Source organism: Acidovorax sp. GW458-11-26-14-TSB4 (genome assembly GCF_059423865.1).
Genome location: NZ_JBWKYR010000006.1, coordinates 222,468 through 237,016 on the forward strand (window position 1 = coordinate 222,468; position 14,549 = coordinate 237,016).

The window sequence follows — 14,549 nt, forward strand, 5'->3', positions numbered from 1 at the left end:
CGGCGTTGCCCGCGCTTGCGAGGCGCAAGCCTTGCTGCGCACGGGCGCCTTGCATCCAGCCCCCAGGCCGGGCAACGCGATCCCCGAAAACAGTGTTAACACGCCCTAGACTTTTGCGAATCTGCAGTAAGGAGAACCTTCTACCGTGACGAAGATGACCGACGCCCCGCCCAGCCCCGAAGAACTTGCCGCACTGGAGGCGCTGTTCAAGGGGGCCGACGCCTACTCCAGCGAGAGCGGCGAGCGCCGCCGCTTCATGCAGACGGCCAATGGACTGAACGAAAGTGACCAGCACCTGCTGCAGTCCGTGCTGGCCGGCAAGCTCGCGCATGGCGAGGCGCTGGCGGGCGCTGAGGCGGCGCACAGCCCTTTGCGCATCGCCAATGCGCTGCTCGAACTCGAAACCAAGGTCAAGAAGAGCAAGGACAAAGTCCTGCTGGACTTCATTTTTGCCCTGTTGCAATCCGGGCGCGTGGCCGAAGGTCTGAACCGGACCTGGTTCTTCGCCTGGGAGCTGTCGCTGGTGCTGAACAAGCACCTCACGCCCGAGCAGGTGCGCTTCATCTGGCTGAGCCGCAAGGACCACTACGCCAAGGAACTGGTGCCGACCTCTGCGCGCGTGCTGATCAAGCACCCCCAATGCCCGCCTGACGTGCTCGAGGCCTTGCTGCCCTTGGACGACGCCATGCTGCGCAAGGGCATCGCCATGCATGCCAACACCTCGCCAGAGATCACCCGCTTCTTTTTGAACAGCCCGCGCAAGTCCGAGCGCCTGAATTTGGCCATGTCGCGCCATGCCGGCAGCGACGTGCTTCTCAGCCTGCTGCAGGACAAGCACGACGAGGTCAGCCGCGCTGCGAAGAAGAATCTGGCCCAGCGCTTTCCGGCGCTGCAGGTCACCGACGCGGCCGTGCAGGCCGCCATCGGCACCCACATCGCCAAGCCCTATGCCAAACCGGCCGTCCCCAAGCCTGCCTTCAACCCGTGGGAGGCCGCGAATGCAGGCCACGAGCGCATTCTTGCAATGGACAGCGGCCAGCGCAAACGCGTGGCGGACGCCACCACCGACCCCGAGCTGCTGCGCCTGCTGGCCGCCGACAGCAGCAAGGCCGTGCGCAGGGCGGTGGCAAAAAGGGGGATGACCGGGTTGGATGTGCTCAAGACCCTGGCCCAGGACGCGGACACCGAAACCTCGAACAGCGCGCTGAGGAGGTTTTCCAAAGAGGTCCCAGGCGTTGCCGCCGAAGAGTTGCTGGGCGCCGAAGCCCTGGATGCAGCCTATCGGGATATCGCCCTGCACGTGGCGCAGAACAGCCATGCGTCCTACGATGAAGAAAAATTCAGTCCGCAACAGAAACTGGAGGTTGCCCGCGCACTGCTGGTGGCCGAGCATACGCACAACCCGTTGATCCAGCGCATGCTGGTCAAGGACCTGGACGCGATTCCCCCGGCCGGCACGGTGCGCTGGGATCTGCTCGCGGCCGCCTCGGCGAACCGGCATCTGTGCGAGGCCGTCAGCCGCCGCATCGTGGTCGATCTCGGGTTCGGCGGCTTCGAGCCCATCGAGCGTTGCAACAGTGCCGCGTTGTTGAGGGAGTGGCTGGTGCCAGGGGCGTTGGAGCCGCACTACCGCTCGACGGCGCAGGCGCGGCTGGCCGAGCTGGTGGCGAAGGGCGTGGGCGCGTAGGCACCGTTCTTCTGCGGCCGAGCCCGTCGATCAGCGGACACTTTGTCCAACGCGGCTGCAAAAAGATCTTGAACAGGTTCTTACACAGTGATCGACTTGCGTCGCGGTTCAGTGCACTGGACCTCCATGCACCGTCCACCCCTTGGCAGTGCACTCCGCATCGAACTGCTTGGCCAGGTCCGCCAATGAAATCGCCCCCAGCCGCGCAATCAGCAGCGCCTCCGCTTGGCGCAGCGCGTCGTCCAGCGCCGCATTGACCACACGCTCCACCGCGCATTCGGGGTTGTCGCTGCCATTGCCGATGGCGAACAGGTGCGGCCCGCCCACGGCATTGTGGATGTCCAGCAGCGTCACCTGGGCCAGGTCGCACGCCATCGTCCAGCCGCCGCCATGGCCTTTTTCCGAGCGCACATAGCCCGCCTCGCGCAGGCCCGCCATGGTGCGGCGAACCACCACGGGGTTGGTGCCCAGCATGGTGGCGATCTGCTCGGAGGTGAAGGGGGCATCGTGCCGTGCCATGTGCAGCAAGACATGAAGCATGCGCGAGAGTCTGCTGTCGCTTCTCATGAAAGTTGGTTCCGGTGTGGTCTTGAATCATTGTAAGTTGCATGAAAAGCTGTGCCACGCTATCATGAAACTTCAAAAGTATCATGAATGAAAGGGCTCACACCATGCATTACGACGCCATCGTGATCGGCGGCAGCTATGCCGGCCTGGCCGCTGCCACCCAACTGGCGCGGGCGCGCCGGCGCGTGCTGGTGGTGGATGCCGGCCAGCGCCGCAACCGCTTTGCCGAGCACTCGCACGGCTTTCTCACGCAGGACGGCACGCCCGCGGCCGACATCGCAGCCCAGGGGCGTGCGCAGCTCATGGCCTACCCGACGGCCGATTGGCGCGAGGGCAAGGTGACCGCTGCCGAGCGGGCAGGGCTTTCGCATCGAGGTGGATGGGGCGGCATCAACACCCGAGCCAATCGAGGCCCGCCGCCTGGTGCTGGCCACCGGCGTCATCGACCATTTGCCCGAGGTGCCCGGCCTGGCCGAGCGCTGGGGGCGCCACGTCTTCCACTGCCCGTACTGCCACGGCTACGAGCTGAACCAGGGCCGCATCGGCGCCCTGGGCGTGTCGCCGTTTTCCATGCATGTCGCGCTGATGCTGCCCGACTGGGGCCAGGCCACCTTCTTCCTGAACGGCGCCTTCGAGCCCGATGCCGACCAACTGGCGCAGCTGCAGGCACGCGGCGTGGCGCTGGAGCGGGGCCTCATAGCCCGCATCCAAGGCGCCATCGACATCGTGATGCGTGACGGCCGCGTGATCCCGCAAGACGGCCTGTTCACCCTGACCCGTGTGGAGGTGGCCAGCCCCATTGCCCAGGCGCTGGGCTGCGAGTTCGAAGACGGGCCCCTGGGCCGCACCATCAAGACCGACGCCATGAAGGCCACCACCGTGCCCGGCGTGTACGCCTGCGGCGACGCGGCGTGCCAAGGCGGCTCGCTGCCGCTGGTGGTGGGCGACGGCACGCTGGCGGGCGCGGCCACGCACCAGTCGCTGATCTTTGGCGGGCACTGAAAAACGCGCTCATGTATCTGGAAGAAACCAATTGGTCTTAATAAAACTAATTGGTAGAAATAATTACCAAACGGTCATACAATCCGGTCGCGCCCATCTTGGCGTGTGAGTGCATCCCCAAATCGAGGAATGAAATCATGAAGAAGACCCTGGTTGCTCTGGCCCTGACCGCAGGCGCCACCTTCGGCGCAATGGCGCAAGACATCGTCGACACCGCCGTGAAGGCCGGTAACTTCAAGACCCTGGTGGCTGCAGTGCAGGCCGCCGGCCTGGTGGACACGCTCAAGGGCCCCGGCCCGTTCACCGTGTTCGCGCCCACCGATGAAGCCTTTGCCAAGATCCCCAAGGCCACGCTCGACGGCCTGCTCAAGGACAAGGCGGCGCTCACCAAGGTGCTCACCTACCACGTGGTGCCGGGCAAGGTCATGGCCAAGGACGTCAAGGCCGGCAAGGTCAAGACCGTGCAGGGCCAGGAGATCACCGTGTCCACCAACATGGGCGTGATGGTCGACCAGTCCAAGGTCATCGCAACGGACGTCGCCGCCAGCAACGGCGTCATCCATGCCATCGACACGGTGATGATGCCCAAATAAGCATCCAGTTGCGTGCGCGCCTGCCCGTGCATAGCCTGTGCAAAGGCACCGGGCGGCGCAGATTCAAGGGGGCCCGTTCGGAAGGTCCCCTGTCTTTTCATCCACTGTCTGACAGCGAGGAGAGATTCCCATGAATACTGCATTCAACCGCCGTACCGTCCTTCTGGCCGCCGCCCTGGGGGCCAGCACCACCGTGCTCCAGGCCTGCGGGGGCAGCGACGACGAACCCCAGCGCAACATCGTCGAGCTGGCGCAGAACACCCCGGAGCTGAGCATCCTGGTCGAGGCCGTGGTGGCCGCGGGGTTGGCGCCCACGTTGAGCACGGGCAGCCTCACCGTCTTTGCCCCCACCAACGCCGCCTTTGCCGCACTGCTGTCCGAGCTGGGCTTGAGCAAGGAGGCGCTGCTGGCCAACAAGCCCCTGCTCACCGCCGTGCTCACCTACCATGTGCTCGGCAGCCGGGTGGTGCGTGCCGATGTGCCTCTGGGCAAGGCCATCACGCCGGTGTCGGGCGGCTTCTTCAAGATCGAGTCTGCCAACGGCCTCAAGATCACCGATGGCCGCAACCGCGTCACCAGCATCACCAGCACCGACATACAGGCCAGCAACGGCGTGGTGCACCTGGTGGACCGCGTGCTGCTGCCGGCGGACAAGGACATCGTGGCCACCGCCATGGCCGTGCCTGACTTCAGCATCCTGGTCGAGGCCGTGGCTGCGGCCGGCCTGGTGGCCACGCTGAAAGGCCCAGGCCCGTTCACCGTGTTCGCACCCACCAATGCCGCCTTTGCGGCGCTGCTGGGCGAGCTCGGCATGACCAAGGAGGCGCTGCTGGTCAACACCGCCTTGCTGACCCGCGTGCTCACCTACCACGTGGTGCCGGCGCGGGTGCTGAAAGCAGAGGTGCCCGTCAACACGGCCATCGCCACCGTGCAGGGCCAGAGCTTCACGGTCAACCCCAGCCTTGTGATCACCGACCAGAGCCTGCGCACCAGCCGCATCACCGCCACCGATGTGTTTGCCAGCAATGGCGTGGTGCATACGGTGGACCGGGTGCTTTTGCCCAAGTAACCGGCGGCTGGGCAGGTGGGCGCTCGGCACGGCCCACCTGCGCCGCAGGGTGTGGGCATCGCGGTTGGCGTTGGCAGGCCATCGGCACAGGTGATGCAGCTGGTCCGCTGCGGCCCCGCATGTCATGGCTGCATTTTCACCAGATGGCTTGCCATTTCCCACAGGCGATGCGCGTTGGCCGGGTCGACGGCGTAGGGCGCCACCCCGGTGAAGTCCGCAGTGCGCTGGTCCACGACCAGGGCCTCGTTGCAATCCTCGAAGTAGCGGCCACCGATGCCTTGCAGCAACGGTGATGCCGCCAGCAGCACCGACGTAGCGGCCCCTTGCTGCGCCGTCTTGCGGCGCTCGACCGGCGTCTTGAGCCCGCCGGTGTGCTTTTGCAGATTGGTGGCAATGGCACCCGGGTGCAGCGCATTCGCCAGGATGCCCTGGTGCCGCCAGCGGCGCGTCGCTTCAACGGCCATCAGCACGCATGCGGTCTTGGCCTGGGCATAGGCCGCGAGGGGCTCGTACGCGCGAAACCTGAAGTGCAGATCATCGAACACCACAGGCCCCAGCAGTTGCGCGCTGGAGCTGAGCGACACGATGCGCGCCCCCTGGGCTGCCTTGAGCGCTTCATGCAAACCATTGGCCAGCACGAAATGCCCCATAAAGTTGGTCGCAAGCTGCAGCTCCCAACCCTGTGCAGTGACTTCCAGGTCAGGGATGGCCATGACGCCCGCGTTGTTCACCAGCATGTGAAGCGGGCCGCTCCACTGCGCAGCGAACCGGTGCACCGAACCCAGCTCGCTCAGGTCCAGTGCCGCGACATGCACGCTGCCCCGGCCGCCCGCGCGCAGGCCTTGCGCAATCTCCTGCACGGCATCGGGCCGCCTGACGGCCAGCGTCACCTCTGCGCCGGCGTTGACCAGTGCCCGGGAGGTCTCCAGGCCAATGCCCGATGCGCCGCCCGTGACGATGGCGCGTTTTCCTGAAAGATCCACGCCCGCGAGCACCTCGCTTGCGGTGGACTGAAAGCCGAAGGGTGTCGTGGTGCGTGCCATGAATGAGCGCCTTGGTGAAAACATGGCGCGAGCTTAGGTGCAGCGCATTGATTTGATAAGTAGCACAATGCTGCATGCCGAAGTGAAGTGAATTCATCAATTGCCCGGACTCGTACGGACGTGCGCTGGCTCACATTGGCATCAAGGCACACCAACATCCATGAAACGTACCGAGCTATCAGGCCTGCAGGCCGTAGTCGCCGTGGCCAGGCACCACAACTTCCGGGCTGCCGCAGCCGACCTGGGGCTGTCCGCATCCGCCGTCAGCCACGCCGTTTCTGCGCTGGAGGAGCGCATGGGCGTGCGCCTTTTCAATCGGACCACGCGCAGCGTCGCGCTGTCTGAGGCGGGGCGCGAGTTCCTGGGCCGCATAGCGCCTGCGCTGCGCGAGATCGAGGGGGCCATCGATGCCACCAGTGCCCAGAGCCCACGGCCCACCGGCACGCTGCGCATCAACAGTTCCGAGGCGGCCGCACACCAATTGTTCACCTCCTACCTGCCCGCTTACCTCAAGCGCTACCCCGAGATGCAGGTGGATCTGGTCACGGAAGGGCGGCTCGTCGACATCGTGGCCGACGGGTTCGATGCAGGGGTGCGCTTGGCCGACTCTGTGCCCCAGGACATGGTGGCCGCGCAGTTCGGTCCCGAGCAGGGCTTTGCCGTGGTCGGTGCGCCAGCGTATTTCAAGGGCAGGGCCATTCCCGCCACCCCGCACGAGCTCAGCGCCCATCGCTGTGTCCGCAATCGCCTGGCCAGCGGCGCCATCTGGCGTTGGGACTTCAGCAGGCAAGGCCAGGCCATGTCGCTGGACGTGCAGGGGCCCGTGGCACTCGACAGCAACAGCCTGCGGCTGGAGGCAGCGCTCTCAGGCGTGGGCTTGGTCTACATGAACGAGTGGTCGGCCCGCAGGCAGATCAATGCCGGGCGCCTGCTGCGGGTGCTGCACGACTGGACCCCGTCCATCGGGCGGCTGAGCCTCTACTACCCCGGCCACCGGCATGTGCCGGCTGGACTGAGGGCATTGGTCGATCTGATGCGCGAGCTGGATGCAAAGGCGGTCAAGACCCCGCAGCTGTGAAGCCCCCGGTAGAGAGCTGCCTGACCGCTGGCCATCGGTATTTGATATACCATTCAGTATGTTTTGTGACTGATTGGTTTTATGGCCTCCCAATTCCCCTGGCTTCGCCGCGCCGCACTCGCTCTGCTTGCCTCCATGGCACTGGCTCTGGCCGCCTGCTCATCCACCGCCCCGCCGCCGGGCATCACCCCTGTCACGCCGTTTGACCTGGCGCGCTACGAGGGCCGCTGGTACGAGGTGGCGCGGCTCGACCACTCCTTCGAGCGCGGCATGACGGACGTGAGCGCCACGTACCAGCGCCAGGCGGACGGCAGCGTGCGTGTGCTCAACCGGGGCTTTGACACCACCAAGGGCAGCCAGGGCGGCGAATGGCGCCAGGCCGTGGGCAAGGCGCTGTTCACGGGCGATGCGCAGACCGCCTCGCTCAAGGTGTCTTTCTTCGGGCCGTTCTACGGCGGCTACCACGTCGCTGCGCTCGATGCCGACTACGGCTGGGCCCTGGTGGTGGGACCCGACCGCAGCTACTGCTGGATCCTGTCGCGCAGCAAGCAGCTGGAGCCGGGCGTGCGCGAGCAGCTCATCGCCCGCGCCAGCGCGCTGGGCATCGACACCCAGGCGCTGATCTGGGTAAGCCAGCAACGCACCGACCCGCAGCCATGACTGCAGCAACCCGCACCCGCCTGCAGATTGCCGTGGTCGGTGCCGGCCTGGCCGGCCTGTCGTGCGCGCAGGCACTGCTGCAGGTCGGCCACGCCGTGCATCTGCTGGACAAGAGCCGGGGCCCCTCGGGCCGCATGGCCACCCGGCGGGCCCAAGACGATGCCACCGCTGCCTGGCAATGCGACCATGGCGCCCAGTATTTCACCGCGCGCGACCCTGCCTTTCGCGCCGAGGTGGCACGCTGGCAGGCAGCCGGCGTGGCTGCGCCATGGCCTGCACGCCTGGCCAGCTTTGACGGCATGGCCTGGACCACGCCGCACACCCCGCTGGAGCGCTTTGTGGGCACGCCGCGCATGACCGCGCCGGCCGCCTGGCTGGTGCAGGGCTTTGGTCACCACGCGGCCACGCAGTGGCAGACCACCGTGCAGCGGCTGCAGCGCACCGGCGATGGCTGGGCCATCGCCTCGGCAGAGCAGGGCCTGCGCGCGGCGCGCTATGACCGCGTGGTGCTGGCCATGCCGGCGCCGCAAGCTGCGGCCTTGCTCGCACCGGTGGCGCCCGATGGCGCTGCCCTGGCCGCCAGCGCCCGCATGCGCGGCAGTTGGGCGGTGATGCTGCGCTATGCCGCGCCCGTGGCCATGCCCTGGGATGGCGCCTTCGTCAACGCCGGCCCGCTGCGCTGGGTGGCCCGCGACAGCAGCAAGCCCGGTCGCACCGGGCCCGAGACCTGGCTGCTGCACGCCAGCCCCGAGTGGAGCGAGGCGCACATCGAAGACAGCGCCGAGTCGGTCACCGCAGCCCTGCTGGCTGCATTCACCGCACTGGGCGGGACGCCGCCCGTGGCCGCCACGGCCCACCGCTGGCGCTATGCCGACACCGAGCCCGCACTGCAGCAAGGCTGCTGGTGGAGCAGCACCCTGGGCCTGGGTGTTTGCGGCGACTGGCTGCACGGCGGCAAGGTCGAAGGCGCCTGGCTCAGCGGCCGCGCGCTGGCGCAGCAGATGTTGCTGCCCGCCTGAACCATAGACCCCTCCATCGAGCCCGCCATGCGCATGCGCAAGAAGCACGACCTGCCGCAGAAAACCTGCCTGCACTGCGGCCTGCCCTTCACCTGGCGCAAGAAGTGGGAGAAGGTGTGGGACGAGGTCAAATACTGCTCCGACCGCTGCCGCAACGAGCGCAAGCGCGCCGGGGGCACGCCATGACCACCCCCTGCACCGCGATCTTCTGGTTTCGCAGCGACCTGCGCCTGCACGACCAGCGCGCACTGGCCGCAGCCCTGGGCAGCGGCGCCACCCACCTGGTGCCCGTGCACTGCCAGCCCCCGGCCGACGAGGCCACGCCCTGGGGCTTTGCCCGCAAGGGCCCGCACCGCCGCGCCTTCGAGGGCGCTGCACTGCGCGACCTGGCGGCCAGCATGGCGCGGCTGGGCAACCCCTTGCTGCAGTGCCAGGGCCAGCCCGCTGCCGTGCTGCCCGCGCTGGCCCGCGCCGTGGGCGCCACCACCGTGGTGTGTGAAGAGATTGCCGCCCCCCATGAGCAGGCCGAGGTGGCCGCCCTGCGCGCAGCCGGCCTGCAGGTGCAGACCGTGTGGCACAGCAGCCTGCTGCAGCCCTGCGATCTGCCCTGGCCCGTGGGCGACCTGCCTGGCGTGTTCACTACCTTTCGGCAGGCGGTGGAGCAGGCCGGCATCCAGCCGCCGCAGCCGCTGCCGGCGCCCGCGGCCTTGTTGCCGCCACCTCCGGCGTTGACCGATGCGGTGTGGCGTGAAGCCTTGCACACCGCCGGTGCCGCAAGCGCGGGGCCGGGCGGGCAGGGCGACGGGGTGGTGGACGAGGGCACAGGCTGCGACATGCGCTCTTCCTTCCCCTATGGCACCCCCGCCTGCGATGGGGGCGAGGCCGCGGCACTGGCCCATGTGCAGCAGTACCTTGCCAGCGGGCAAGCCCACACCTACAAGGCCACTCGCAACGGGCTCACGGGCTTGGGCTACTCCAGCAAGTTCTCGCCCTGGCTGGCCACGGGCGCGCTCTCGGCCCGGCATGCGATGGCCGCGCTGCGCCGGTTCGAGGCCGCGCATGGCGCCAACGAGGGCACCTACTGGCTGTGGTTCGAGCTGCTGTGGCGCGACTATTTTCGGCTGCTGCACCTGCAGCACGGGCGCACCCTGTACCGCGCGCGCGGCCTCTCGGCCCAGCCGCTGGCGCCCCACAATGCGGCCGGCTTTGCGCGCTGGTGCGCTGGGCAGACCGGCGAGCCGCTGGTGGACGCCGCCCTGCGCGAGCTGGCCGCCACCGGATACCTGAGCAACCGCCTGCGCCAGGTGGCGGCCAGCTACCTCATCCACGACCTGCAGGGCGACTGGCGCGCGGGCGCCGCCTGGTTCGAATCGCAACTGCTGGATTACGACCCGTACAGCAACCAGGGCAACTGGCTGTACATCGCCGGGCGCGGCACCGACCCGCGCGGTGGCCGCCGCTTCAACCCCGCCAGGCAGGCGCAAGAGCACGACGCCGACGGCAGCTACCGCCGCATGTGGGGCACGGCGTGAGCATTGCACAAGCCCACACCCTGCGCCTGGTGCTGGGCGACCAGCTCAACCCGCAGCACAGCTGGTTTGCCACGCGCGATGCCGGCGTGGTCTATGTGCTGATGGAGGTGCGGCAAGAGACCGATTACGTGCTGCATCATGCGCAAAAAATCCTCGCCATCTTTGCCGCCATGCGCGATCTGGCGCGCCACCTGCGCAGCGACGGGCACCGTGTGCGCCACGTGGCCATCGACGACGCCAGCAACCGCCAGTCCGTGCCCGGCAACCTGGCCGCCCTCATGGCGCACTATGGCGCCCAGCGGCTGGAGTACCAGCACCCCGATGAGTGGCGGCTCGATGCGCAACTGCACCAGTGGTGCGCAGAGCAGCCCTTTGCCACGCAGGCGGTTGGCAGCGAACACTTCTACACCAGCCGCAGCGAGGTGGCCGAGGTGTTTGCGGGCCGCAAGCAGTGGCTCATGGAGCACTTCTATCGCCGCATGCGCCACCAGCATGGCGTGCTGATCGACGAGGCCGGCGAGCCCGAGGGCGGCCAGTGGAACTACGACCACGACAACCGCAAGCCCTGGCCCGGTACCCCGGCCACGCCGCCCGATGCGCGGCCCGTGCACGACCACAGCGCCCTGTGGGCCACCATCGTGGCCGCCGGCGTGCAGAGCTTTGGCAACCCGCAGGCCGCGCAGCTGCGCTGGCCGCTGAACCGGGCCGAGGCCCTGGCCGCGCTCGACCACTTCATTGCCACCACCTTGCCGCACTTTGGCGAGTACGAAGACGCCATGAGCACGCGCAGCCCGCACCTGTTCCACTCGCTGCTGTCGTTCGCCCTCAACACCAAGATGCTGCACCCGCGCGAGGTGGTGCAGCGCGCCCAGGCCGCATGGCAGGCAGGCACCGTGCCACTGGCGGCGGTGGAAGGCTTCATCCGCCAGATCCTGGGTTGGCGCGAGTACGTGCGCGGCATCTACTGGGCCCACATGCCCGGCTACGACGGGCGCAACGCCCTGGGCCACACCGCGCCGCTGCCGCAGTGGTTCTGGAGCGGCGACACCCGTATGCGCTGCCTGCAGCATGCCGTGGGGCAATCGCTCGATGGTGCCTACGCCCACCATATCCAGCGCCTCATGGTCATCGGCAACTTTGCCCTGCTGGCCGGGCTGGACCCTGCAGCCGTGCACCGCTGGTACCTCGGGGTCTACATCGACGCCTTCGAGTGGGTGGAGCTACCGAACACGGTAGGCATGAGCCAGTTTGCCGACGGCGGTTTGCTGGCCACCAAGCCCTATGTCAGCAGCGCCGCCTACATCGACCGCATGGGCGACTACTGCAAGGGCTGCCACTACGACAAGAAGCTGAAGGTGGGCGAGCGCGCCTGCCCCTACAACGCCTTGTACTGGGACTTCTTTGCCCGCCACGAAGCCAACTTGGGCAGCAACTTTCGCCTCGGCATGGTGTACCGCCAGTTGCAGAAGATGCAGGGCCCGCAGTTGCAGGCCCTGCGTGCGCATGCCAGCCAATTGCGCGCGGATCTGGACGCGCTGTGAACGTGCAGTGTGGTGCGACTCGCCAGTGCGATGTCCCGTAAACAGATGCCATCCATAAAACCGATGGATTTCGCGCCAGGGAGAGGCGCAAACTGCAGCGATCGCCATAGACGGCCTTGAGCAAGCACTCGGCGCACATGGATTTCCAGTCAGCGACGACCCTGGGCCGTCACCAGACGAAGCTCCAGCTCACGCTCCACATAGTCCCACTCATGCGTGGACCGAAGGCGATGGAGCAATTCGTCGAAAGCACTTTCTTGATCCGGTGCAAACTCAAACCAAGTCAGAAAATCGAAAGGCTGCTCGCCAGGGAGGTCGCGGCAGTGATGAAGTCGGCGCGCCACCGCTGGAAGGTACTCCATGCCGATCGCGATGTGTCGCGAGTCTTCTTCGATGATGGCCCGGCGCTGGTCTTGCGCCAAGGACCACCACTTCGCAGACTTGCGAATGGGGATGAGCACGGCATGGGATGCGTCGGCACGACCGAGTGGCGCCTGCCGTGCAACAAGCCCGGCCCGCTCCTCTTCGGTCACATATCGCTCGTTGCTGACCACACCACGAAGCTGCCAGGAGGTCTGCGCTGCGACAACGGAGTCATCCACCCTGACATCCAGGTAATTGGCCTTTGCAAGCGGCTCGCCACGCACTGGCACCATCCGTTCAATCCGCCAGTTGCCTTGCGCGCCCCCATTGAAGATGTAATGCCGGTTCAAGGATTTCCTCTTGCCTGAAGTTGTTCCATAGCCAAGCAAAATTCGAGCCATGGCCCCTGCAGGGAGGCTGTCGGACTTGGTAGAGGGCAACCCTTCCTCATCTGCGATCACTTCGCGCAGAGGGTCGACCACAGCGACGACCTTGCTTGGGTTCTGCGGCTAGACCGCATGAGAGTTCCCCAAGAGGCAACGCGGGCTCAATGGTCCGCCGCCTCAGCCCCCGCGCGACCCGGCCACGCCTGCATCGCCGTGGCGGCCACGCGCAGCAGTTTCTCGCGCGGCGCGCCGTCGCGTGCCAGGGTCGATATGCCCTGTATCACCGCCATCACATGCCCGGCCAGGGCATTGGCGTCGGCGCTGCTCGGGAGTTCGCCGCTGGCGATGGCCTTGGCAATGCGCTGCTCCAGCATGGCCTCGATGCCGCGGCGCATGCCGGCCAGGGTTTCCTTGACCTCGCTGGCTGCGTCCGAGCAGCTGATGGCCGAGCTGGCCAGCAGGCAGCCGGCCGGCGTGTCCGCACCGCTGGAGCCGATGGCTGCCGCCTGCAGCAGGCCCCAGGCGGCATCGCGCGCCGTGGCCGCGCCGTCGATGATGGTCTGCGAGGTGACCGGGCCGCCGGACACATAGCGCTCCACGGCCTCCAGAAACAGCCCCTTCTTGTCGCCGAACACCGTGTAGATGCTGGACGGCGTGACCCCCAGCGCAGTGGTCAGGTCGTTGAGCGAGGTGGCCTCGTAGCCATGCTGCCAGAACAGCAGCATGGCCTGGTTCAGCGCCACGTCCCGGTCGAACGACAGGGGGCGGCCTTTGCGGCGCCGGGCCGTGGGTTTCTTTATTTTCATAGTGAGCACTATGAAATCGATTGCCCGGTTTGGCAAGGGCTGCTATATTTTCCTATCAACCACTAGGAAATTCATCCATGTCCCTCACCGACTACCGAACGCTGGGCCGTTCGGGCCTGGCCGTCAGCCCCCTGGCGCTGGGCACCATGACCTTTGGCGCGCCGCGCTGGGGTTCGGGCGAGGACGCCTCGCGCAGGGTGTTCGACGCCTATGTGGAGGCTGGCGGCAACTTTGTGGACACGGCCGACGTGTACTCCAGCGGTGCCAGCGAGGAGATGCTGGGCGGCTTCATCGCCGGGCGCGGCCTGCGCGAGCGCATCGTCATTGCCACCAAGGCGGGCTTTTCGGCAGGGCAGGGGCCGCATGCCGGGGGCAACGGCGCCAAGCACGTGCATGCCGCGCTGCACGGCTCGCTGCGCCGCCTGCAGACCGACCATGTGGACCTGTACTGGGTGCATGTGTGGGACTCGGCCACCCCGGCCGAGGAACTGCTGGAGACCATGGCCGCCCTGGTGCGCAGCGGCAAGGTGCGCTATTGGGGCGTCTCCAACGCACCTGCCTGGTACGCCGCCCAGTTGGCCACGCTGGCTGCCGTGCGGGGCCTGCCCCGGCCCATCGGCCTGCAGTATTTCTACTCGCTGGTCAACCGCGACATCGAAGACGAGCACGTGCCCCTGGCCGGCGAATTCGGCATGGGCATCGTGCCCTGGAGCCCGCTGGCCTTCGGCTTTCTGGCGGGCAAGTACGACCGGGCCACGGTGGAGGCCGGCACACCCCGCGCAGGCGGCCTGCCGCGCGAAGTGGCTGCGGCCAGTGAAGAGCGCCCGGCCGGCGACAAGCGGCTGGACGGCGCCAATCCGTTCGGCGATTCCCTCTTCACCGAGCGCAACTGGGCCATTGTCGATGTGCTGCGCCGCGTGGCCGCCGAAGTCGGGCAAACCCCCGCGCGCGTGGCCCTGGCCTGGGTCACCGGGCGGCCTGGAATCACCTCCACCCTCATGGGCGTGAGCCGGGTGGAGCAGGTGGCCGACAACATGGCCGCGCTGGATATGGTGCTGTCCCCAGAGCACCGCGCGGCGCTCGACGAGGTGAGCGCATCGCCGCCGCGCATGCTCTACCACCTGTTCACCCCGGCGGCGCGCCAGCAACTGGTGTCGGGCGGCAATACGGTCGCGCCCTGGCGCCCTTGAGCCGCAGCGCGCC

General features: G+C 67.3%; 14 protein-coding genes and 1 pseudogene. 11 read left to right on the top strand and 4 right to left on the bottom strand.

Annotated elements, in window-relative coordinates:
- The first annotated feature begins 145 nt into the window (after positions 1–145).
- The gene (locus AC07X5_RS15320) at positions 146–1,687 is read left to right on the top strand and encodes a hypothetical protein (protein ID WP_494770851.1); all 1,542 of its coding nucleotides are present in this window, start codon (positions 146–148) and stop codon (positions 1,685–1,687) included.
- Between the two features lie 108 nt (positions 1,688–1,795).
- On the opposite strand, the gene AC07X5_RS15325 is transcribed toward AC07X5_RS15320, so the two are convergent.
- On the bottom strand, positions 1,796–2,254 hold the full coding sequence (locus tag AC07X5_RS15325; protein WP_494770852.1) for an Rrf2 family transcriptional regulator: 459 nt from the start codon (positions 2,252–2,254) through the stop codon (positions 1,796–1,798).
- A gap of 104 nt (positions 2,255–2,358) precedes the next feature.
- On the opposite strand from AC07X5_RS15325, the pseudogene AC07X5_RS15330 reads away from it, so the two are divergent.
- From AC07X5_RS15330 to AC07X5_RS15340, 3 genes and pseudogenes are all read left to right on the top strand, one after another.
- Positions 2,359–3,256: pseudogene (locus AC07X5_RS15330) on the top strand (NAD(P)/FAD-dependent oxidoreductase).
- Positions 3,257–3,393: 137 nt separating this feature from the next.
- Entirely contained in the window at positions 3,394–3,849 is a 456-nt protein-coding gene (locus AC07X5_RS15335) for a fasciclin domain-containing protein (protein WP_409958035.1), read from the top strand.
- A 130-nt stretch (positions 3,850–3,979) separates the two neighbouring features.
- Positions 3,980–4,918, top strand: a complete 939-nt coding sequence (locus AC07X5_RS15340) for a fasciclin domain-containing protein (RefSeq protein WP_494770853.1) — start codon at positions 3,980–3,982, stop codon at positions 4,916–4,918.
- A gap of 122 nt (positions 4,919–5,040) precedes the next feature.
- On the opposite strand, the gene AC07X5_RS15345 is transcribed toward AC07X5_RS15340, so the two are convergent.
- Positions 5,041–5,961, bottom strand: coding sequence for an SDR family NAD(P)-dependent oxidoreductase (locus tag AC07X5_RS15345; RefSeq protein ID WP_494770854.1), 921 nt, complete (start codon positions 5,959–5,961; stop codon positions 5,041–5,043).
- A gap of 160 nt (positions 5,962–6,121) precedes the next feature.
- Here AC07X5_RS15345 and AC07X5_RS15350 point away from each other — a divergent pair, with 160 nt between their 5' ends.
- The 6 genes from AC07X5_RS15350 to AC07X5_RS15375 all read left to right on the top strand — a co-directional run bounded on the left by AC07X5_RS15350 (position 6,122) and on the right by AC07X5_RS15375 (position 11,791).
- Entirely contained in the window at positions 6,122–7,039 is a 918-nt protein-coding gene (locus AC07X5_RS15350) for a LysR family transcriptional regulator (protein ID WP_494770855.1), read from the top strand.
- 81 nt (positions 7,040–7,120) lie between these two features.
- Complete coding sequence (locus AC07X5_RS15355; RefSeq protein ID WP_494770856.1) at positions 7,121–7,699, top strand: lipocalin family protein; 579 nt, start codon at positions 7,121–7,123, stop codon at positions 7,697–7,699.
- On the top strand, positions 7,696–8,718 hold the full coding sequence (locus tag AC07X5_RS15360; RefSeq protein ID WP_494770857.1) for an NAD(P)/FAD-dependent oxidoreductase: 1,023 nt from the start codon (positions 7,696–7,698) through the stop codon (positions 8,716–8,718). The genes AC07X5_RS15355 and AC07X5_RS15360 overlap by 4 nt, the downstream gene beginning before the upstream one ends.
- 27 nt (positions 8,719–8,745) lie before the next feature.
- Positions 8,746–8,904: a DUF2256 domain-containing protein gene (locus AC07X5_RS15365; protein ID WP_305743180.1), complete on the top strand. Its 159-nt coding sequence runs from the start codon at positions 8,746–8,748 to the stop codon at positions 8,902–8,904.
- The gene (locus AC07X5_RS15370) at positions 8,901–10,250 is read left to right on the top strand and encodes a DASH family cryptochrome (RefSeq protein WP_494770858.1); all 1,350 of its coding nucleotides are present in this window, start codon (positions 8,901–8,903) and stop codon (positions 10,248–10,250) included. Before AC07X5_RS15365 ends, AC07X5_RS15370 begins: the two co-directional genes overlap by 4 nt.
- 2 nt (positions 10,251–10,252) lie before the next feature.
- On the top strand, positions 10,253–11,791 hold the full coding sequence (locus AC07X5_RS15375; RefSeq protein ID WP_494770960.1) for a cryptochrome/photolyase family protein: 1,539 nt from the start codon (positions 10,253–10,255) through the stop codon (positions 11,789–11,791).
- 149 nt (positions 11,792–11,940) lie between these two features.
- Here AC07X5_RS15375 and AC07X5_RS15380 read toward each other — a convergent pair whose 3' ends face one another.
- Entirely contained in the window at positions 11,941–12,636 is a 696-nt protein-coding gene (locus AC07X5_RS15380) for a chlorite dismutase family protein (protein ID WP_494770859.1), read from the bottom strand.
- Between the two features lie 65 nt (positions 12,637–12,701).
- Complete coding sequence (locus AC07X5_RS15385; protein WP_494770860.1) at positions 12,702–13,346, bottom strand: TetR/AcrR family transcriptional regulator; 645 nt, start codon at positions 13,344–13,346, stop codon at positions 12,702–12,704.
- 77 nt (positions 13,347–13,423) lie between these two features.
- Between AC07X5_RS15385 and AC07X5_RS15390 the strand changes: the two genes are divergently transcribed.
- The gene (locus AC07X5_RS15390; protein WP_494770861.1) at positions 13,424–14,536 is read left to right on the top strand and encodes an aldo/keto reductase; all 1,113 of its coding nucleotides are present in this window, start codon (positions 13,424–13,426) and stop codon (positions 14,534–14,536) included.
- The last annotated feature ends 13 nt before the right edge of the window (positions 14,537–14,549 follow it).

What these genes read in the sequence shown, in the direction of transcription:
- AC07X5_RS15325 (WP_494770852.1), bottom strand. Translation starts at nt 2,254, where the DNA reads ATGAGAAGCGACAGCAGACTCTCGCGCATGCTTCATGTCTTGCTGCAC.
- AC07X5_RS15335 (WP_409958035.1), top strand. Translation starts at nt 3,394, where the DNA reads ATGAAGAAGACCCTGGTTGCTCTGGCCCTGACCGCAGGCGCCACCTTC.
- AC07X5_RS15340 (WP_494770853.1), top strand. Translation starts at nt 3,980, where the DNA reads ATGAATACTGCATTCAACCGCCGTACCGTCCTTCTGGCCGCCGCCCTG.
- AC07X5_RS15345 (WP_494770854.1), bottom strand. Translation starts at nt 5,961, where the DNA reads ATGGCACGCACCACGACACCCTTCGGCTTTCAGTCCACCGCAAGCGAG.
- AC07X5_RS15350 (WP_494770855.1), top strand. Translation starts at nt 6,122, where the DNA reads ATGAAACGTACCGAGCTATCAGGCCTGCAGGCCGTAGTCGCCGTGGCC.
- AC07X5_RS15355 (WP_494770856.1), top strand. Translation starts at nt 7,121, where the DNA reads ATGGCCTCCCAATTCCCCTGGCTTCGCCGCGCCGCACTCGCTCTGCTT.
- AC07X5_RS15360 (WP_494770857.1), top strand. Translation starts at nt 7,696, where the DNA reads ATGACTGCAGCAACCCGCACCCGCCTGCAGATTGCCGTGGTCGGTGCC.
- AC07X5_RS15365 (WP_305743180.1), top strand. Translation starts at nt 8,746, where the DNA reads ATGCGCATGCGCAAGAAGCACGACCTGCCGCAGAAAACCTGCCTGCAC.
- AC07X5_RS15370 (WP_494770858.1), top strand. Translation starts at nt 8,901, where the DNA reads ATGACCACCCCCTGCACCGCGATCTTCTGGTTTCGCAGCGACCTGCGC.
- AC07X5_RS15385 (WP_494770860.1), bottom strand. Translation starts at nt 13,346, where the DNA reads ATGAAAATAAAGAAACCCACGGCCCGGCGCCGCAAAGGCCGCCCCCTG.
- AC07X5_RS15390 (WP_494770861.1), top strand. Translation starts at nt 13,424, where the DNA reads ATGTCCCTCACCGACTACCGAACGCTGGGCCGTTCGGGCCTGGCCGTC.